This window comes from Lamprocystis purpurea DSM 4197, from assembly GCF_000379525.1.
GTDB classification, from domain to species: Bacteria; Pseudomonadota; Gammaproteobacteria; order Chromatiales; family Chromatiaceae; genus Thiodictyon; species Thiodictyon purpureum.
The window spans coordinates 1-18,473 of record NZ_KB902509.1; the positions used below are offsets into that span (position 1 = coordinate 1).

At 65.3% G+C, this 18,473-nt stretch carries 15 protein-coding genes; 6 read left to right on the plus strand and 9 right to left on the minus strand.

Features of this window, described 5'->3' with window-relative positions:
• The coding region (locus A39O_RS34100; protein ID WP_020506108.1) for a hypothetical protein at nt 1–200 on the minus strand (200 nt) is incomplete at its 3' end.
• Nucleotides 197–328: a hypothetical protein gene (locus A39O_RS43200; RefSeq protein ID WP_020506109.1), complete on the minus strand. Its 132-nt coding sequence runs from the start codon at nt 326–328 to the stop codon at nt 197–199. The genes A39O_RS43200 and A39O_RS34100, both read right to left, overlap by 4 nt.
• 129 nt (nt 329–457) lie before the next feature.
• Between A39O_RS43200 and A39O_RS40945 the strand changes: the two genes are divergently transcribed.
• Nucleotides 458–676, plus strand: coding sequence for a hypothetical protein (locus A39O_RS40945; protein WP_157640247.1), 219 nt, complete (start codon nt 458–460; stop codon nt 674–676).
• Between the two features lie 244 nt (nt 677–920).
• On the opposite strand, the gene A39O_RS0118270 is transcribed toward A39O_RS40945, so the two are convergent.
• From A39O_RS0118270 to A39O_RS0118290, 5 genes are all read right to left on the minus strand, one after another.
• Nucleotides 921–2,168, minus strand: a complete 1,248-nt coding sequence (locus A39O_RS0118270; RefSeq protein WP_020506110.1) for an ATP-binding protein — start codon at nt 2,166–2,168, stop codon at nt 921–923.
• Between the two features lie 163 nt (nt 2,169–2,331).
• The gene (locus A39O_RS0118275) at nt 2,332–3,648 is read right to left on the minus strand and encodes an alpha-amylase family glycosyl hydrolase (RefSeq protein WP_020506111.1); all 1,317 of its coding nucleotides are present in this window, start codon (nt 3,646–3,648) and stop codon (nt 2,332–2,334) included.
• Between the two features lie 269 nt (nt 3,649–3,917).
• On the minus strand, nt 3,918–6,080 hold the full coding sequence (locus A39O_RS0118280) for a glycogen synthase (RefSeq protein ID WP_020506112.1): 2,163 nt from the start codon (nt 6,078–6,080) through the stop codon (nt 3,918–3,920).
• Nucleotides 6,081–6,247: 167 nt separating this feature from the next.
• Nucleotides 6,248–6,580, minus strand: coding sequence for a c-type cytochrome (locus A39O_RS0118285; protein WP_020506113.1), 333 nt, complete (start codon nt 6,578–6,580; stop codon nt 6,248–6,250).
• A 116-nt stretch (nt 6,581–6,696) separates the two neighbouring features.
• On the minus strand, nt 6,697–9,552 hold the full coding sequence (locus tag A39O_RS0118290; protein WP_020506114.1) for an ankyrin repeat domain-containing protein: 2,856 nt from the start codon (nt 9,550–9,552) through the stop codon (nt 6,697–6,699).
• Between the two features lie 406 nt (nt 9,553–9,958).
• Between A39O_RS0118290 and A39O_RS0118295 the strand changes: the two genes are divergently transcribed.
• The 3 genes from A39O_RS0118295 (at nt 9,959) to mrcB (ending at nt 14,308) form a co-directional block, all read left to right on the plus strand.
• The gene (locus A39O_RS0118295) at nt 9,959–10,897 is read left to right on the plus strand and encodes an ABC transporter ATP-binding protein (RefSeq protein WP_020506115.1); all 939 of its coding nucleotides are present in this window, start codon (nt 9,959–9,961) and stop codon (nt 10,895–10,897) included.
• On the plus strand, nt 10,894–11,682 hold the full coding sequence (locus A39O_RS0118300; protein WP_020506116.1) for an ABC transporter permease: 789 nt from the start codon (nt 10,894–10,896) through the stop codon (nt 11,680–11,682). The genes A39O_RS0118295 and A39O_RS0118300 overlap by 4 nt, the downstream gene beginning before the upstream one ends.
• A 184-nt stretch (nt 11,683–11,866) precedes the next feature.
• Nucleotides 11,867–14,308 carry a penicillin-binding protein 1B gene (gene mrcB / locus A39O_RS0118305; RefSeq protein WP_020506117.1) on the plus strand — a complete coding sequence of 814 codons (2,442 nt, stop codon included), beginning with the start codon at nt 11,867–11,869 and terminating at the stop codon, nt 14,306–14,308.
• 377 nt (nt 14,309–14,685) lie between these two features.
• Here mrcB and A39O_RS42750 read toward each other — a convergent pair whose 3' ends face one another.
• Entirely contained in the window at nt 14,686–15,036 is a 351-nt protein-coding gene (locus A39O_RS42750) for a hypothetical protein (RefSeq protein ID WP_020506118.1), read from the minus strand.
• A gap of 28 nt (nt 15,037–15,064) precedes the next feature.
• On the opposite strand from A39O_RS42750, the gene A39O_RS42755 reads away from it, so the two are divergent.
• The gene (locus A39O_RS42755; RefSeq protein ID WP_020506119.1) at nt 15,065–15,538 is read left to right on the plus strand and encodes a tetratricopeptide repeat protein; all 474 of its coding nucleotides are present in this window, start codon (nt 15,065–15,067) and stop codon (nt 15,536–15,538) included.
• Between the two features lie 38 nt (nt 15,539–15,576).
• Nucleotides 15,577–17,493, plus strand: a complete 1,917-nt coding sequence (locus A39O_RS0118315) for an ATP-dependent DNA helicase (RefSeq protein WP_020506120.1) — start codon at nt 15,577–15,579, stop codon at nt 17,491–17,493.
• A 332-nt stretch (nt 17,494–17,825) separates the two neighbouring features.
• On the opposite strand, the gene coq7 is transcribed toward A39O_RS0118315, so the two are convergent.
• Complete coding sequence (gene coq7, locus A39O_RS0118320) at nt 17,826–18,470, minus strand: 2-polyprenyl-3-methyl-6-methoxy-1,4-benzoquinone monooxygenase (protein ID WP_020506121.1); 645 nt, start codon at nt 18,468–18,470, stop codon at nt 17,826–17,828.
• Nucleotides 18,471–18,473: the final 3 nt, after the last annotated feature.

Below are 18,473 nucleotides of genomic sequence, written 5' to 3' on the forward strand. Positions count from 1 at the left end.
CGGTAGCTCGACCACGGGTAGTCTCCCGGCGCGTGCACCATATGCGCCCGCACCGGATTGAGCTCGATGTAGCGTTGGCAGGCGAGGAGGTAGCTGTCGGCCTCGATGACCGACGAGCGGAAGCGGCCCTCGAAGAGTGTCCCGCTGCGTCGGTAGGCGCGGTTGACGTGCTGTACGTAGCGCTGGCCGAGACCCTTCATGAGCAGATTGCGTCGGTGCGCACCAGGAAATGACTGTGCGTCAGCCCGTCTGGCGCCGACCCCGGTCCCGGCGCGTCCGGGAAAAAACGCCGCAGCGCAAATGTCTCCTTGTGGATCAGGATCATCATCTTGGATAGAAAAGTGGTAAGCTCATAGATTCCCACGAAAGTCCACCGCGCCGGGTATCTAAAAGGGTCAGAACCCTTCGACTAGGTTGCTACTTTTTCTACGATGATACACCCGATTGGGGAATTGCAATGACTAGCGTACAAATCGAAATGCCAGATGAAATTGCGAGCGAGTTCTATCGGCGCGCACCTCATCCGGAACACCGGGTAGAGCTTGTCGAGCGTATTTTCCGAGCGTATTTCTCTGCCCACAGTGCAGCAGAGTCAGAGCTTGACATACTCAACCGGAACGCGGACGAATTAAATCGCGAAGCAGAGGATGTATTGGGTTACCAGGTGCTGCCTTGATTAGGGGCGATCTCTACCGGGTGGCACACCCATCCGGGCGCGACCCGAAAAGATCTCGCGTCTTCGCCGTGGTGAGCAGGCAAGTTCTCATTGAGTCGCGCTCCGCTCAAAAGCGAGCGCCCGCCACGAGGGTTCGTCTGTATCCGCAAGTTTCTGTGCGGCGGGCGCCGCTTTAGCGGGATCGTAAGCGAAAACAGGAGATCAATATGGGCGATTGGTCAGGCTACTTTGAGGATATCAGGTTCTAAGGCTCTATGAATCGCCACAACGCACTGACTGGGAGTGCGTATCGACTGCGGCCGAAAGAGACGACCTGCTCGCCCGTATAGAAGCAGATGCCGGCGCTCAGCCGACCGCCGCTGTCTTCCGCCAAGGCGTCCAAACCGGCGAAGTCTTTGGCTGAGACCGAAGCTGCTGCCTTGACCTCGATACCGACGAGTCGACCGGCCGCGTCCTCCAACACCAGATCCACTTCGCGCCCGGTGATTGTTCGATAGTGATACAACCGCGTCCGGGTCGCGGACCAGGCCGCCTGCTTGCGAATCTCGCCGATCACGAAGGTCTCCAGCAGGCCGCCGAAATGGACGGGGTTGCGGGTCAATGAGTCGGCGGTGTGTCCGGCGAGGTGCGCAGCGAGACCGGAGTCGATCAGGTGGACCTTGGGGGACTTGATCAGTCGCTTACCGAGGTTGGCCGACCAGGCGGGGAGGGGGCGGAAAAGGAAGGTCGCCTCCAGAAGGGTGAGATAGCGCTTGAGTGTCGTCTGCGGGATAGTCGTACCACGGGACAACTCGGACATATTGAGCAGGCTGCCGATGCGTCCGGCCAGGAGTGTCAACAACCGCGGCATGTCGGTCAGCCCCTCGATGTTTGCCAGGTCACGGACGTCGCGTTGCAGCAGCGCGGTGACATAGGCGGCAAACCAGGCATCACGACGGCGGCCTGGTGCCCGACTCAATGCCTCGGGGTAACCGCCGGCGATGACGATGTCTTTCAGGTCCGCTGCAACGGCCGGAGTCAGTGGCGGCAATGTCCCGGCAAACGCGGCGTCGATCAGGGACTCGCGGTGTCCGTGGAGTTCGCCTTGTGACAGCGGCTCCAGGGTCAGAATCTCCATGCGTCCGGCCAGGGACTCCGACAGGCGAGGCAGCATCAGGACATTGGCCGAACCGGTCAGCAGGAAGCGCCCGGGTCGGCGGTCCCGATCGACTGAGAGCTTGATGGCGGGGAACAGTCCAGGGGCTTTCTGGACTTCATCGATCACAGCCAAGGGACCGAGTCCGGCGATGAATCCCTGGGGATCGTTCGTGGCCGCCGCCAGGGCGGTGGCATCATCTAGGGTAACCAGGGTCGCCGCAACTCCGGTCGCCGCGGCGGTGGTCAGGGTGGTCACCAGGGTGCTCTTGCCCGTCTGGCGTGCGCCGTTCAGGAGCACGACCGGCGTGTCGGCCAGAGCGGCGGTCAGTTCCGGCTCGCAGTTGCGCCTGTACATGGTCGAATATTAACCGCGACGTGGTGAAATATCCACCATACATCTTGTTCGCTGATCCTCGGGCCGGATGGATCCTGCGGCGATTTCAGTCGATGAACGCACCCCCGGCGTCGCCGGGGGTGACCGACTCAGGTGGCGATCGGCGTTGCGCCGGCGTCCTGAATCAAAGGACCTGCGTCGGGTGCAACGCTGGGGCTTGCTGCTGGCCGGCGACCAAAACCCGCGCCATGCCGGGGCCGAGCCAGAACTCGAATGGGGCCGGCAACTCAGCCATCGGCCAGTCCGGGGAGAGGTCGCGCAGTGGCTCCGGGGACTGGATCAGGTGACGCAGGTCGTCGACATAGAAGCGTTGGCGATTCCAGGGGTCCTTGTTCAGCACCAGCAGGGCTTGGTCGGGGCCATTGACCGCGTGTTTACGCAATACCAGAATGGCCGGGTCCGGGTAATCCAGCCGGTCGATCCGGCCTTCACCGCAGAAGGTGGGCGTCTGGTCCTTGATCGCATTGACCTGCGCAATAAAACCGGTGATATCGATATTGGGCTCTTCCCAGTCGTTGGGGACCGTGGTCACCACGTCGAGCCGTTTGCGAAAGCCGAATTCGAATCCCATCGGGATCATGACGCCACTGGCAAACATGGCGGTGAACAGATAGCGCTGCCGCAGAGCGTCGATGTTGCCCTCGAATTCCTCGAACATGCGCCGGGTGTCGTGGCTCTCGGGGAAACCGATGGAGGGGGCGATGTTGCGGGTCGACTCATATTGTTCGAGCAGCCAGTTGCCGTGGAAGTCCCACCATTTGGCACTGTTGAAGATGGCGTCGAAGCCGGCCGAGGCGGTGTCGCGGGTTTGTGCCGGCGTGCAGCCCAGGGTCTCGGCGACGAAGACGGTGTCGGGGTGACTCTTGCGGATGCGCTCGATGAGCCGCCGCCAGATCTCGGTCGGGATCTGATAGGCGGCGTCGCAGCGAAATCCGCGAAAGCCCAGCCCGATCAGGTGTTCAACGATCTTCACGTAATACGCGAGTTGTCCATCAGGGGCGTCCGGATGTTGCAGCGCCTGCTGGTGATCGAGCTGCGCCAGATCGCGCCAGACCACCTTGGTGCCGTTGTCCTCGATGCAGAACGGGTGGGCGACGCGTCCATGCTCGTGCTGGAACCATTCAGGGTGCGTGGTGACCAGCGGGCTATCCTCGGCGCAGTGATTGATCACCAGGTCGATCATCAGTGATACGCCAAGGTCCCCGGCGGTCGCGGCCATGGCGCGGACCTGATCGTCCGCGGTTCGTGTGGAACCGGGCCGCAGCAGAACCGGATTGATGGCGAAATAGTCGGCAATCGAATACAGACTGCCCGAGCGTCCGAGCTTCTGAATCGGGTTGACGAACACCCAATCGAAGCCCATGGCCGCGGCGCGCGTCAGATGCGGTCCCCAGGTATCGAAAGGCCCGGCGAGCAGGGGGAAAAGATTATAGATTTTCATGCGTGTCCTCGTTATTGGTGATGTCTTTTCTGTTGTGTCGCGCCGGGCCTTGGTCATAAACCCGGCCACCGCGCGATCTGCACGGTCGTCGGTCCGCACAGCGGACCCTACAGATTACGGTGTCACCGTAGGGTCCGCTGTGCGGACCGTTCGCGGCTTTTGGGCTCGCCGGGTGCGTCGTCAGGCCATCCTGGCCTGACACCGTCAGGGCTGGAAGCCCTGACTACGCAGGCCGCTGGCCGGGATTACGATCAAGGCCGAACCGTTCCTCAGCGTGCGCGGATGAAATCGTAAATGTTCAGATAATCCTCGCCCGGCTGGTTCCACGAATAGTCCGCACGCATGCCGTTCATCATCAGCGAGCGAAAATCCTGCGGGTACTCATAATAACAATCGATGGCGCGCCCCAAGGCGGATTCCAGTCCGGGGCCGTCATAGTGATCGAAACGGTAGCCGTTGCGTTGGTGCAGCGGGCGGTCGGAGTGGTCTTTATCGAAGACGGTGTCGGCCAGGCCGCCGACGGTACGCACCACCGGTACCGTGCCGTAGCGCAGCGCGATGAGCTGGGTCAGGCCGCAGGGCTCGAATTGGCTGGGCACCAACATCATATCGGCACCGGCATAGATCAGGTGCGCCAGCCCTTCATCGAAACCGATCTCCAGATGACAGTCCGGACTGTCGTTGAGCATGCGCTTCAAGCCCCAGAAATCGTCATTGATGGACCGGTCCGGGCTGGAGCCCAGCAGCACGAACTGAGCGCCGCGCTCCAGTGAATAGAAGATGGCGTGCCGGACCAGCCCCAGCCCTTTCTGCGGGTCCAGCCGGCCGATGAAGGCGACGATCGGCTTGTCGTTGTCCGCCAGCATCAGCCGGTGACGCAGGGCGCGTTTGTTATCGTATTTGGCATCGAGATTGTCGACCCCGTAGCGTGCCGGGATTTCGTGATCGACTTCCGGGTTCCAGACATCGTAATCGATGCCGTTGAGGACGCCGCCGTATTTCATATGATGAACATGCAGCGTCGGCTCCAGACCGAAGCCCTGCCCCTGGTCCTTGGTCTCGAAGGCATAACGCGGCGACACGGTGGTGACGAAATTCGAATAGACGATACCGGCCTTGAGCAGATTGAGCGCGTTCTTATGATTGTTGTCGCCCATGCGCAGCCAATCGAGGAAATAGTCCGGCCGATGCAGTCCGGTGGCGCGCAACAGTTCGATTCCGGTGAGTCCCTGATGCATGAAATTGTGAATGGTCAGGCAGGCCCGCGGATGGGTCATGCCGAGCTGTTGATAGACCTCGTACAGAAAGACCGGGACCAGCGCGCTTTGCCAGTCGTGACAGTGAATGATGTCCGGATGCTTGCCGGCCTTCCATAGAAATTCAATCGCCGCGCGGGAGAAGAAGGCGAAGCGCAGCACATCATCCGCAAAGCCGTAGATGTTGCCGCGGTTGAAGAAGTTCTCCTGGGAGTGCGGCTCGATGAAGAAACACTTGCGCCCATGCACGAAGCCGAAGAACACGGTGCAATGGATCGTACCCGCATACCAGGGTACCCACAGGTCCTTGTATACTTCATGGAGTTCGAAGATCTGGTCGTAGCGCAGGTTGTTGTACTTGGGCAGGATGATCTCGACATGGTTGCCGCGGATCGCGTGCTCCCTGGTAATGCCGAAGACCACATCAGCCAATCCGCCGACCTTCGCCACCGGGGCCATTTCCGGGGAGATGTGGACGATGAACAGGCTGGGTCGCTGTGCCCGCTGGGCCGGTGGGTGTTCGGGACTCGGGGCCGCCGCGACCGCGGGCGTCGCCGCGAAGACCGGATGCTCCGCCGCGCTGGGGGCCATCGGTTCGGCGATCGGCTCCGGCGGTTCGATTGGTGTCCGGGCTTGCGCTGTTGTCGGCGGCGCCTCGTCCGCGGCGGTCGATGCCGCCGGGGCGGCGTCCGGCAGCGGGGTCGGGGGTGCCGCGGCGGGGATCTGCGGCGTGCGCCGGTCCGCGGCCTTGGCCTGGACGCCCGTCATCACCGCGGTCGGCGTCGCGGTTTCCGCGGATTGGCCCGCGGAAGCCGTGGCGGACTGAGCCTCAGCGGCAACGGCCGGTGCCGGCCTGGCGGACATAACCTCAGCGGCAATGGCCGGTGCCGGCGTGGCGGGCGGAGCCTCAGCGGCGAGGGTCGGTGTCGGCGTGGCGGTCTTGGTGGCCGCCGTCGTTGGCTTATCGGCCGTTCCCTTGGCACCGGTGACCGGCGCCTGAAGGGCCGGTGCGGCCTGGGTCAGCGGTTCAGGCGGCGCGACGACCGCCGCCGTCGCGGCCGGGGGCGCCGCGGCCGCGTCGGCCTCGCGCGCCGGCGTCGTCGCGCCGGTTGGTGGGCTGACCCCGGCCGTGGCCGGGGCGGCAGTCTTCTTGGATGTGGTCTGCTTTTTCGCCATGACTGATCACCTGCAAGGTCCGTGTGTCTCGATTACCCGAGCCGGGCCGCTACGCCGGGTTGCGCACGGTAACGCGCGAGCGGCCCCCGCGTGAAGCCCCGCAGTGCGGTTGTGTGACAAAATTTTGAACGCCATCGCCGGTCCGGGCGATGATCAAGACCGGCCGGTCAGCGCCGCATCGCCTCGAGACCCAGAATCCAACTGACGAGCTCTTTGATCTGTTCGTCGCTGAGCTTGGGATGGGGCGGCATCCGTGCCGCGCCCCAGGTCCCGGACCCGCCGGTCTTCACCTTGGCTACCAACCGCTCCAGCGCGGAGTTGTCGCCCTGATACTTCCTGGCCACGTCTTTGTAAGCCGGCCCCAGAATTTTGATGTCGACATTGTGACATCCGGTACAACCGCGTTGGGTTGCCAGTTTCAGGTCCCCTCGGGCGGGTTGGGCCGCCAGGGCCGCCGCCAGGGCCGCACCAATGAGGGTGGTCGTCTGTGTCTTGTACATCGTGTTGCTCCCACGGGAAGCCGGTCGCTTGTCATTGCCGGGCATTGGGTTCGACAGCGTTTCGGTCGGGTCGTGCCGGGCGCGCGTCCAGTGTCGCACGGCTGGGCCCGGCGGGTTCAGGGAACCGCTTCCTTGCCCTCCGACTGGGCCAGGCGCTCGATCATGGTGCGCAACTGCTCGATCGCCGTCTCCCGATAGGTGTTGGGGTTCCAGTCGTGGTGCATCCAGGGCTCCAGCTCACGCAGGGCCACACCCAGCCGATCCGGCACCAGCAAGTCGTAGATGCCGCGCCAGTTACCCTCCACCCGCAAGGCCATCCGGGGGTTGATCAGGTATTGACCATGTTGCAGTCGCGTGAACAACTTGCGGTTGTAGGGGCCCTCCCGGCTCGCCTCGTTCTTGGACAGGATGGAAGACACGTAGGGCCGCTTCTTGCGTCGTGCCGGGACGACGGATTCCGGGAAGTGATCGAGCACCTCGGCGAAATCGACCGCCGTGAGAAGTTTACGACGCGAGACCCAGTTTTCACCGAGCCGCTGATAGAACAGGACCAGGGCGATACTGAGCATGAGGTATTCCATCAGTCGGCGGTCGAGCTTCACCAACCGACCGTCCACCTGGATATCGATGCTGGCCGGGGCCAGCCGCTCGAACACCGCCGGCAGACGGGCGCGGGCGAAGCGCTCGTCCGCGCAGGCGCGGTCCAGGGCGATCTGGAAGGCATTGAGCCCGTTGCCGTCGATGAGATTCAGGTCCGCATCACGCGCCAGCAGTTGCTCGATCAGATCCGCGTTGCCGGTGCGGCTGGCGATCATCAGCGGGGTCTGACCGAAACAGTTGCGGAAGTCGACCCCGTACTTGTCCGCCTCGCGCAGGACACCGCCGGGGTTCTTCAGGCCATAGAGCAGGTAATACTTCTTCTCCAGGGTCGGCCACGCCTTGTCCGGATGACGGGCAGCCTGGAGTCCGGCCTGATTCAGTGTGTTGAGCAGACGCTGGTCGCGATAGACCAGCGCGTATTCCATGAGCGCGATGCGCGCCTTTTTGTCGCCCTTCACCAGCGCCTGTTCGCGCAGTGTACTGAGCGCCTCGCCGCGCAGGACGGTCCAGGGCACCTGCTGCTGCTTGAGGATCTGGTTGCGGATCTCCGCCGCCTGCTCGTCCTTGCCCTGGAGTTCCAGCCGATGCGCCTCGCGCCGCCATTCCTCCAGGCTCGAACGCTGCTCCTCGACATCATCGACTTTCTGGTGTACCTCCGTGAGGCCGAGCAGGGTGAGCAGGGGTTGGTTGGGACGCGCTTCGATCAGGTAGAGATTGCGCACCGCCCGCGTGACGGCCACGTACAGCGCATTGATGTAGAACTTGTAGATCTCCAGCGATTTGTCGCCCTTGTCGCGTCCGCGGGCGTAGCGCAACTCGCCGTGCAGATCGGCCGTGGTCAGGTCGGCGGCGATGTCGCGAAAGCGCTTTTCCTCCCCGCTGATAAAGCCGTAGAGCAGGACGTTCTCATACTCCAGCCCCTTGGCCTCGTGGATGGAAAAGACCAGGGGGGTGCGGAAGAAGCGGCGGACCTCGGCTTTCTGGTCATCGTGCAACACCAGGATGGCAAAGCGGGCCGAGGCCGCGGTGCGCCGATCCAGATCGCGCTTGACCGCGTCGGTGTCCGCCAGCAACCCGACCCGGCCCTGGCGCGGCCCGCGGCTGACCACCAGGTAGTTGCTCTCGCGGTCCACCGAGCCGAAGCGGGCGTGTTTGACGTGCAGCAGGCGGTTGGCGACTTCCGTGACCTGGGGTGAGTTGCGGAAGTTGGTATTGAGGATGCGGATCAGCTCCGCCGGGGCGGCGTCCCCCTGCTGGTTCCAGAACAGTGTCTTGACCTTGGACCAGGAGAAAAAGTTGGGGTGGACGATCTGGTTGGAGTCGCCGCACAGCAGGAAGCCCCGCGGGTCGCGCAGCGCCTTGAGAATCAGCAGCAGTTGGACATTGGTCAGATCCTGAACCTCGTCCACCACCACGAAGTCGTAGCACGGCGCAACCCGCGCCAGCCAGGCATAGCTCAGGATGTTGGTATCGAACCAGCCGTCCTCGTCGAGGAAGCGCAGATAACGCTCGAACAGGTCATAGACCGCCTCCCGGACCTCCGGCGGATAGATCGACTGGCGAACGCCCAGGGCCAGATAGTCGGCGCGGTCGAGATAGGGCCGGTCCGCGGTGGTACCGGTAATGGCACCCTGGATCTCTTCGAACAGCCGATGGCTGTCGGCAACCTCCTTGGGCAGCCGCTGACGCTGCGCCCAGCCGGCGAAGACGCGCGGGGTCATCTCCCGGCCCGGCGGGACCTGGATGCTCTCCAGATACTCGCGGAAGGACAGGAAGGACACCTCCTGGTCGTCGTTCGCGTAACCGTTGGCGTAATAGAGGTCGCGGGCGTTCTGAGCGAGGAAGGGCGAGCGGGTCACATAGAGGATATCGCCGCGGGCATCCTTCATTTTCTCCAGGGTCAGGGCCGTCTTGCCGCTGCCGGCCGAGCCGATGATGATCAGCGGTGGGGCCAGGCGGTAGATCGCCTCCTGGTCGTCGTCGAACGACAGCACCTTGTCGAGCAGGTGGAAGCGCGGCATCGCGTGGTCGGAGTGGGGATTGAGGTACGGCAGTTCCGGCGCCGTCTCGGCCTCCGCGGGCTCGGCCGCCGGGATGCGCTCCTCATCGATGACCACGCCGCGGGCGAGAAAGCGCGAGTGCTCATAGGCATGCTGGTGGATATATTCCAGCATCAGGACGCAGCGCTCCTCGCCGTGCCGGTAGAGCGCGAACAGCAGCCGGTTGCTGCGATCCAGGCGGGCGCGGTAGAGGTTGTCGCCGATTTTCTTGACCTCGGCGGAGCGAAAATCCCCGGCGCGCAGATAGCCTGCGAGTTTTTCGAAGCCGGGGATGGCGGCTGTATCCAGGCCGCGGTAAACGAGGATCTTCATCTGTTCCTAAATCCTGACAATGGCTAGGTCGCGCTCCCTGCCGGCAGTTGGAGTCACGGCTGGCGGCGCGCCGTTCCGGCAAGCGCCTCATGCCGTTATTCTAGCGCTTACGCGGCCAGCCAGGGCAGGCCGCCGCCAACAGCGTGCCGGCCGCGCGGCTAATGGTGGATGCGCTACGCTTATCCACCCTACAAAACCGGCTCCGCTGTAGGGTGGATAAGGCGCGCCGCTCGGTGTCGGGGACCCGGCACGGCGGTCGCGCGCGCCGCATCCACCAAGGATCGCGCAAGGATCGCGCGATGCCGCCCAAACCCGGAATTGCTGTGGCCTGATCCCGAGGTTGAAACCCGGCGGCATGGCCGGTAGTTTAGAATCCCCGCCAATGACTGCTCCGATACCCACTGCAATGCCCCCAGCTCTCGCCGTCACCGCGCTTGTCAAGACCTACCGCGGCGGACTCCAGGCCCTCAAGGGGGTGGACCTGCGGGTGGATGCGGGCGATTTCTTCGCGCTCCTGGGCCCGAATGGTGCGGGTAAGTCGACCCTGATCGGCATTATCGCGTCCCTGGTGACCAAGACCTCCGGGCAGGTGCGGGTCTTCGGACACGACCTGGACCAGGATCCGGAGGCCGTGAAGTCCTGCATCGGCCTGGTCCCCCAGGAGTTCAACTTCAATCTGTTTCTGCCGGCGGGCGAGGTGGTCGTCAACCAGGCGGGCTATTACGGCATCCCGCGCCGGGAGGCGCGGGTCCGCGCCGAGCGCTACCTGCGGCAACTGGATCTCTGGGAGCGGCGCGATACCGAGATGCGTCGACTGTCGGGCGGCATGAAACGCCGGCTGATGATCGCCCGCGCCCTGGTGCACGAGCCGCGCCTGCTGATCCTGGACGAGCCGACCGCCGGGGTCGATATCGAGATCCGCCGTTCCATGTGGGCTTTCCTGAAGGACCTGAACGCCCAGGGGACCACCATCATCCTGACCACCCACTATCTGGAAGAAGCCGAGAGTTTGTGTCGCAACATCGCCATCATCAACGATGGTGAGATCGCCGAGCGCACCAGTATCGCGGCCCTGCTGGGGCGCCTGCACACCGAAACCTTCGTGCTCAATCTCAAGGGACGGGTCACTGAACTGCCGTCACTGGGCGGGTTCGTGCTCAATCACGTGGACGAATGCACCCTGGAGGTGGAGATGAACCGCGAGCATACGATCAACGGACTCTTCGACGCCCTGTCGCGCAACGGGATCGAGGTGCTCAGCCTGCGGAACAAGCAGAACCGCCTGGAGCGCTTGTTCCTGGACATGGTGGATCAGAACCATGCCGATGCACGGGGTGCGTCGTGACCCGCGGCCCTGGCACCTGGCGGCGCTACTGGGTCACCTTCGCGACCATTTTCGGCAAGGAGTTTCGGCGTTTCACCCGGATCTGGGTGCAGACGGTACTACCCTCGGTGATCACCACCACCCTGTATTTCCTGATTTTCGGCGAACTGATCGGGGGGCGCATCGGTCCCATGGGCGGGCTGCCCTATCTGGATTTCATCGTGCCGGGGTTGGTGCTGATGGCCGTGATCACCAACGCCTACTCCAATGTCGTCTCGTCCTTCTACAGCAGCAAGTTCTCGCGCTATGTCGAGGAACTGTTGGTCTCGCCCGCCCCGAACTGGGTGATCCTGGCCGGGTACGTGGCCGGCGGGGTCGCGCGCGGGCTGACCGTGGGGGCGACGGTGATGCTGGTCGCCATGATGTTTACGCGCATCGAGATTCACAGCCCCGCCGTCACGCTGCTGGTGCTGTGCATGACCGCGGTGCTGTTTTCCCTGGGCGGTTTCATCAACGCGATTTACGCCAACAGTTTTGATGATATCTCCATCGTCCCCACATTCGTCCTGACGCCGCTGACCTATCTGGGCGGCGTCTTCTACTCCATCGACCTGCTGCCGGGCTTCTGGCAGGCGGTCTCGCTGGCCAATCCCGTCCTCTACATGGTCAATGGGTTTCGCTACGGGCTGCACGGGGTCACCGACATCCCGTTGGGCTGGGCCTTCGGCATCATTCTGGCATTCATCATCGGGTTGAGTTGGTTCAGCCTGTCGCTGCTGCGGCGCGGGGTCGGCATCAAATCCTGACCGATGCGCCGTTTGGCGCGCCTCCGAAGGTGACCGTCGGTCCTGTCGCGGTTGTATCCAACTTCTGCACATGGGACTATAAGCACATGAAACTCTCAGAAAATGAACCGATGTTCACGCGCTGTACTTCAAACTCTCGCGGGCCGCGCCCGTCCGGCCAGGGGGCCTGAACCGACTCGTGGCCATGAATCAAGCAACCGCTCACGCCCGTTATCGTCGTGCGCCTTCACCACGGCCGCGCCGCAGCATCGGCGGGTTTCTCCTGCGCTGGCTGTTGTTGGTCCTGGTCGCTGTCGGCCTGGCCGGCGTGCTCTATGGCGTCCATCTGGATCGGGTGGTGCGCGGTAAGTTCGAGGGCAAACGCTGGGCCTTGCCGGCCCGCGTCTACGCCCGTCCGCTGGAGCTCTACGCCAGCCGGCCGCTCACGGCCGAGCAACTGCAAGCCGAACTGATGCGGCTGAACTATCGTCCCGCCACCGACACCGACACCGCGGCCGAGGCCGAGGGGACCTACATCCGCACCGCCGATCGCTTCCTGGTCCACACCCGGGCCTTCCGCTTTTGGGACGGCGAGGAGCCGAGCCGGCTGCTGGAGGTGGACCTCACGGACGGCAAGGTGTCCGCCCTGGGTGATGGGGGCGGCGGGCCGGCGCCCGATCTGGCCCGGCTGGAGGCCGTGCTGATCGCCAGCATTTATCCGACCCACAATGAAGATCGGGTGCTGGTCCGCCGCAAGGATCTGCCGGACCTGTTGGTGCAGGCGCTGGTGGCGGTGGAGGATCGCAGCTTCTTCAGCCATCTGGGCGTCGACCCCAGGGGCATCATCCGCGCCGGTTACCGCAACATGCGTGCCGGCGGCGTGGTCGAGGGCGCGAGCACTCTGACCCAACAGTTGGTCAAGAACTTCTATCTCTCGGCCGACCGCACCCTGGTGCGCAAACTCAATGAAGCCTACATGGCGTTGCTGTTGGAGCACCGCTACAGCAAGGATGACATCCTGGAGGCCTATGCCAACGAGATCTATCTCGGGCAGGACGGCAGCCGCGGGGTCCATGGATTCGGTCTGGCGAGCAGCTTCTTTTTCAACCGCACGCTCGATGAGTTGAACATCCCCGAGATCGCTCTGCTGGTGGGCCTGGTGCAGGCGCCGTCCAGTCTCGATCCGCGGCGTTTCCCCGCCGCCGCGCTCAAACGCCGCAACCTGGTCATCGATATCATGGTGCGCGACCGGGTGATCACCGTCACCGAGGGCGAGCAGGCCAAGGCGGCGCCGATTGAACTGCGCGAGGGCGGGGGCCGGCCGGCCGGGGAGTATCCGGATTTCATCCAGCTCGTGCGGCGTCAGCTCCAGCGCGACTATCGGGACGAGGATTTGCGCTCCGAGGGGTTGCGCATCTTCACCACCCTTGACCCGCTGGTCCAGACGACGGTCGAGGCGGCCATTCCCAAGCGGCTGCGGGAGCTCGAAAAATCCCGCGGCATGAAGGCCGGCACCCTGGAGACGGCCGCCGTCGTCACCTCGGTCGCGCAAGGCGAAGTCCTGGCGCTGGCGGGCGGACGTCAGGCCGGCTATGCCGGCTTCAACCGCGGTCTCGACGCCGTCCGCGCCATCGGTTCGCTGGTCAAGCCGGCGGTCTATCTGGCCGCCCTGTCGAACCCGAAGCGCTACACCCTGACCACCAATATCCCCGACACGCCCTACAGTCTGCGGACCGGCAACGGCCAGATCTGGTCGCCGAAGAACTATGATCACTCGGTGCATGGTCCCGTGCCCCTGTATCAGGCGCTGGCCAGCTCTCTCAATCTGGCGACCGTCAATCTGGGGATGAGTCTCGGTGTCAAGGAGGTCGCCGAGACCCTCTATCGGCTGGGTGCCCAGCGGCGTATCACCGCGGTCCCGGCCATCATGCTGGGTGCGGTCGACCTGTCGCCGCTGGAAGTCGCGCAAATCTACCAGACCATCGGCGCCGGCGGCTATCGCGCCCCCTTGCGGGCCATCCGCGAGGTGATGGACGCGAACGGACGTCCCCTCAACCGCTATCCGCTGGCGATCGAAGCCGTCGTCGATCCGCGCGCGGCCTATCTGACCGGTTGGGCCATGCAGCAGGTCGTCCGCCAAGGCACTGCCAAGTGGTTGGGTGAGCGCCTGCCCAAGGGGTTGACCATGGCCGGCAAGACCGGCACCACCGACGACATGTGCGATAGTTGGTTCGCCGGATTCAGCGGTGACAAGGTGGCCGTGGTCTGGGTCGGGCGCGACGACCACAAGCCGATGGGGCTGGCCGGCGGCACCGGTGCCTTGCGCGTGTGGTCTGATTTCATGCTGGCCATCCCGAACGAGCCATTGCAGGACGCGCCGCCCGAGGGCGTGGTGTTGTCCGGTGCCTGCGGCCGTGCCGGCGTGCCCTATATCGCGGGCAGCGGGCCGGCGGCCGGCAGTTGCGGCGACGGCGATGCGTCCAAGTCGGCGGCCAAGCGGGCCGATGGCTCCAAGCGTGTTGCCGGTGCGTCGGCGGATGCGTCGGCGCCGGACGAACCGGCCCCGGCCCCGACCAAGGCACCGAAGCCGACCCCGGTCGCCAAGCCCAAGCCGCCAAGTGAAAACCTCTTTATGAGCGATTTGTAGTCGATGTTCAGCGCATTTCGGACCCTCTGTTGCCTCTGCCTGCCGGCCCTGTGGCTGGTTGCCTGCGCCACGCCCCCGCGGGAGGGCCCGCCGGCCCCGGTGGTCTCGGTCGCGTCGGCCCCGGGTCTGCCCGAACCCGCGGCTGAAACGGCCGCTCCGCCACCGCCGGTTGCCGCCGCGCCCACACCGCGACCGCAGCCCAAGCCGGCCGCACCCAAACCGAAAGAGACCAAGGTTTACGCCTATCGTGAGCCGGGAACCGAGTCTGAGTCGGAAGAACCGACGGCCTCGGACCCGTCAGCGCAGGAGGCGACCCCCACGCCAAAGCCGACGGCCGTTGCCGCGAGCGCGGCCAAGCCGCAAACGCCGGCCGCCCCTCAGCCCGCCCCGTCGACCGCAAAGTCCGCCGCCCAACAGGCGTCGGCGAAGCCGGCGGTCGGCACACCAGCGCCCTCCAAGACCGCGACCAGCACGGCGGTGCCGGCCAAGCCGGCCAAGCCGGCGGCGACGACCGCGGCCAAGCCGGCCACGACCACCGCGGTCAAGCCGACAACCGCCGCGACGGCGAAGCCGGCCACCACGACCGCGGTCAAGCCGACAACCACCACGGCGGCCAAGCCGGCCACGACCACCACGCCCAAGCCGCCAACCACCGCTGCCGCGAAGCCGGCCGCGACCACCACGGCTAAGCCGACGACCACCGCGGCGGCCAAGCCGCCAACGGTCACCGCTGCTCCCAAACCGAAGGTTGCCGCGGTGCCGGCCCCGGCCCCAGCCCCTAAGGTCGCCGCGACACCCGCACCCAAGCCGCCCAAGCCGTCGGCCCCTCCGCCAAGCCCGCCGCCGGTCGCGGCGGCGCCCGCGCCCAAGCCGGCCCCGGCCGCGGCGAATCCGGCACCGGCATCGGGCCTGGCGCCCGCGGCGGATTCGCTGGCGCGCCAGGCCGAACAGCAGCGTCAGACCGGTGACTACGCGGGTGCCGCCGCGACCCTGGAACGCTCGCTGCGGATTGCCCCGCGGGACCCCTATCTGTGGAATCGTCTGGCGCGGGTGCGCATGGAGCAGGGGCAGGTGTCTCAGGCCGGACAGCTTGCGACACGCTCCAATGACTTTGCCGGCAAGCAGCCGAACGTCAAACAAGACAACTGGCGGATCATCGCCGAGTCCAAGCGCCGCGCCGGTGATACGGCCGGTGCGACCGAGGCCGAGCGCAAGGCCGGCGGCAATTGATGAAGCGCGCGCCCGCATCCTGAGGGCGCGCCGCGCCGATGAACTCACTCGCGCACATCTTCGGACCGGACGGGCTGCTGGCGCAGCGCCTGCCCGGCTTCACCCACCGGGCGCCCCAGCAGGCGATGGCCGAGACCATTGCCGCGGTCATGGAAGCGGGTGAGACACTGATCTGCGAGGCCGGCACCGGCACCGGCAAGACCTTCGCCTACCTGGTGCCGGCGCTCCAGTGCGGACGCAAAGTGCTGATCTCGACCGGCACCCGCAACCTCCAGGATCAGCTCTTTCACCGCGATCTGCCGCAGGTGCGTGATGCCCTGGGGCTGCCGGTGCGAGCGGCGCTGCTCAAAGGGCGCGCCAATTACCTCTGCCGCCACCGCCTCAAGCTCGCCGTCGATGATCCTACCCGGCGTGATGCGGATCTGCGCAGCCAGTTGCGTCAGGTGCAGGACTGGTCCAAGGCCACCCGCCGGGGCGACATCGCCGAACTCGCGCTCCCCGAGGACGCTGCGGTCTGGCCCGCGGTGACCTCCACCGGCGACAACTGTCTGGGTCAGACCTGTCCCGAATGGCAGGACTGTCACCTGGCGGCGGCCCGCCGCGAGGCGCAGGCCGCGGATCTGGTGGTGGTCAATCATCACCTGTTCTGCGCCGATCTCGCGCTCAAGGACGAGGGCTTCGGCGAGATCCTGCCGGGGGCGGATTGCTTCATCCTGGACGAGGCGCATCAGCTCCCCGAGATCGCCGCCGGCTTTTTCGGCGTGCTGGTCAGCGGGCGGCAACTGCTCGACCTGGTCCGCGATACCGACCTCGAATATCAGCGCGAGGCCGGTGATTGTCCGGAATTGCTCGAACTCACCGCGGGCCTGCGCCGGACCACGCAAGACCTGCGCCTGGCCCTGGGTGACGCCGACCGCCGCGGTCCCTGGCACGACCTGACCGCCGATGCGGAGACGGTGCGCGCACTGGAGTCGCTGGCGCGGCGTCTGCACGCGCTGGCCGCGGGGCTGAAGTCGCTCGCCGGGCGGGGCAAGGGGCTGGATGCCTGTCTGGGACGGGCCACGGATCTCGCGACGCGGCTTGGCGTGCTGATGGCGGACCTGAACGACGAACAGGTACGCTGGTTCGAGGTGCAGGGCCGCGGCTTTCGCCTGCACCAGACCCCCCTGGACGTCGCCGCGGTCTTTCGCCAGCAGATCGGCCGCCACCAGGCCGCTTGGATCTTCACCTCGGCAACCCTGGCGGTCGGCGACAGCTTTACGCATTTTTCCCGGCAACTGGGCATCGATCAGGCCCGTACCGCACGGTTGGAGAGCCCTTTCGACTATGCCAGTCAAGCGCTCTGGTTCGTGCCCCGCGGGCTGCCGGAGCCCTCCGATCCGGGCTACAACGCCGCGGTGCTCGAACTGGCCTGTGAACTGGTGGGGTACACCCGGGGCCGGGCCTTCCTGTTGTTCACCAGCCATCGGGCCTTGCGTGAGGTGGCCGACGGACTCGCCGGCCGCATCCCGTACCCGATCCTGGTCCAGGGCAGCGCCCCGCGCGGCGAACTCCTGCGGCGTTTCCGCGAGTTGGGCAACGCGGTCCTGCTCGGCACGGCGAGCTTCTGGGAAGGGGTGGACGTGCCTGGTCAGGCCCTGTCCTGCGTCATCATCGACCGCCTGCCCTTCGCCTCGCCCGGCGATCCGGTCCTGGCCGCGCGGATCGAGGCGCTGCGCCGCGGCGGCGGCAACCCCTTTGCGGAACATCAGCTCCCGCAGGCGGTCATCGCACTCAAGCAGGGCGCCGGGCGTTTGATCCGGGGCAGCAGTGATCGGGGCGTTCTGGTCGTGTGCGATCCGCGCCTCCTGCGCAAATCCTACGGCCACACCTTTCTGGCCAGTCTGCCGCCGATGGCGCGCACGCGCGACATCGGCGAGGTCCGCGCCTTTTTCGCGGAGCCGCCGGTGCCTTGATATACCGTTCGCACCTGATATCCAGAAAGACTTTCGTATAGGGGCGGGTTTGAAACCCGCCCCTACCTCCGGTAATCACGTCCGAAGGCTATATACCGTTCGCACCTGATATCCAGAAAGACTTTCGTGTAGGGGCGGGTTTGAAACCCGCCCCTACCTCCGGTAATCACGTCCGCAGGCTATATCCCCCGTGGGAGCGGCGTCCCGCCGCGATGCGGTGCCGCGGTGACCTCGAACGCTACTGCAGCGCGCGAGGCCCCGTCGCGGCGGGACGCCGCTCCCACAGGGTCGGTGCGCGACTTTCATTGTATGACTTAATTTCCGACGCGCCACTACACCCAATACACCGTACGGGTCATCAGCCGCGAGGTCAGACGCATGGCGGCCCGGATCGGCCCCGGCAGTTCGGCCCCGCCCGCCGCCTTGGCGACCTGGGCGTGGTGAATCTCGTCCGCTTTCATCTGCTCCAGGATCGCGCGCGTACGCTCATCGTAGTCCGGGACCTGGTCCAGGTGTTCATCCAGATGGTCTTCCACCTGGCGCTCGGTCTCGACGACGAATCCCAGACTCCAGCGATCCCCGGCGAGCCCCGCCGCCGCGCCGATGGCGAATGAACCGGCGTAGAAGAGCGGGTTCAGCAGGCTCTTGCGATCCCCGAGGTCAGTGAGTCGCGACGCGCACCAGTCCAGGTGGTCGTTCTCCTCCTGGGCCGAGCGTTCCATCCGCTTGCGCGTCTCGGGCAGCCGCGCGGTCAGCGCCTGTCCCTGATACAGCGCCTGGGCGCAAACTTCGCCGGTGTGGTTGATGCGCATCAGTCGTGCCACATGCCGGCGCTCGTGCTCGCCGAGATCCGCGTCCTCGAAGGGCGCTGCCGGATTCGGTCGCTCAGTGGTCCGCGGTTGGCCGAAGAGTGTGCGCAGGGCATTGTCGGCGCTCAGGATCAGGCGGTCGATCGGGGTGTAGTCGCGGGTCGTCATAAG

Excerpts from the sequence above, each read along its gene's own strand:
- A39O_RS43200 (WP_020506109.1), bottom strand. The coding sequence starts at position 328 with ATGATGATCCTGATCCACAAGGAGACATTTGCGCTGCGGCGTTTTTTC.
- A39O_RS40945 (WP_157640247.1), top strand. The coding sequence starts at position 458 with ATGACTAGCGTACAAATCGAAATGCCAGATGAAATTGCGAGCGAGTTC.
- A39O_RS0118270 (WP_020506110.1), bottom strand. The coding sequence starts at position 2,168 with ATGTACAGGCGCAACTGCGAGCCGGAACTGACCGCCGCTCTGGCCGAC.
- A39O_RS0118275 (WP_020506111.1), bottom strand. The coding sequence starts at position 3,648 with ATGAAAATCTATAATCTTTTCCCCCTGCTCGCCGGGCCTTTCGATACC.
- A39O_RS0118280 (WP_020506112.1), bottom strand. The coding sequence starts at position 6,080 with ATGGCGAAAAAGCAGACCACATCCAAGAAGACTGCCGCCCCGGCCACG.
- A39O_RS0118285 (WP_020506113.1), bottom strand. The coding sequence starts at position 6,580 with ATGTACAAGACACAGACGACCACCCTCATTGGTGCGGCCCTGGCGGCG.
- A39O_RS0118290 (WP_020506114.1), bottom strand. The coding sequence starts at position 9,552 with ATGAAGATCCTCGTTTACCGCGGCCTGGATACAGCCGCCATCCCCGGC.
- A39O_RS0118295 (WP_020506115.1), top strand. The coding sequence starts at position 9,959 with ATGCCCCCAGCTCTCGCCGTCACCGCGCTTGTCAAGACCTACCGCGGC.
- mrcB (WP_020506117.1), top strand. The coding sequence starts at position 11,867 with ATGAATCAAGCAACCGCTCACGCCCGTTATCGTCGTGCGCCTTCACCA.
- A39O_RS0118315 (WP_020506120.1), top strand. The coding sequence starts at position 15,577 with ATGAACTCACTCGCGCACATCTTCGGACCGGACGGGCTGCTGGCGCAG.
- coq7 (WP_020506121.1), bottom strand. The coding sequence starts at position 18,470 with ATGACGACCCGCGACTACACCCCGATCGACCGCCTGATCCTGAGCGCC.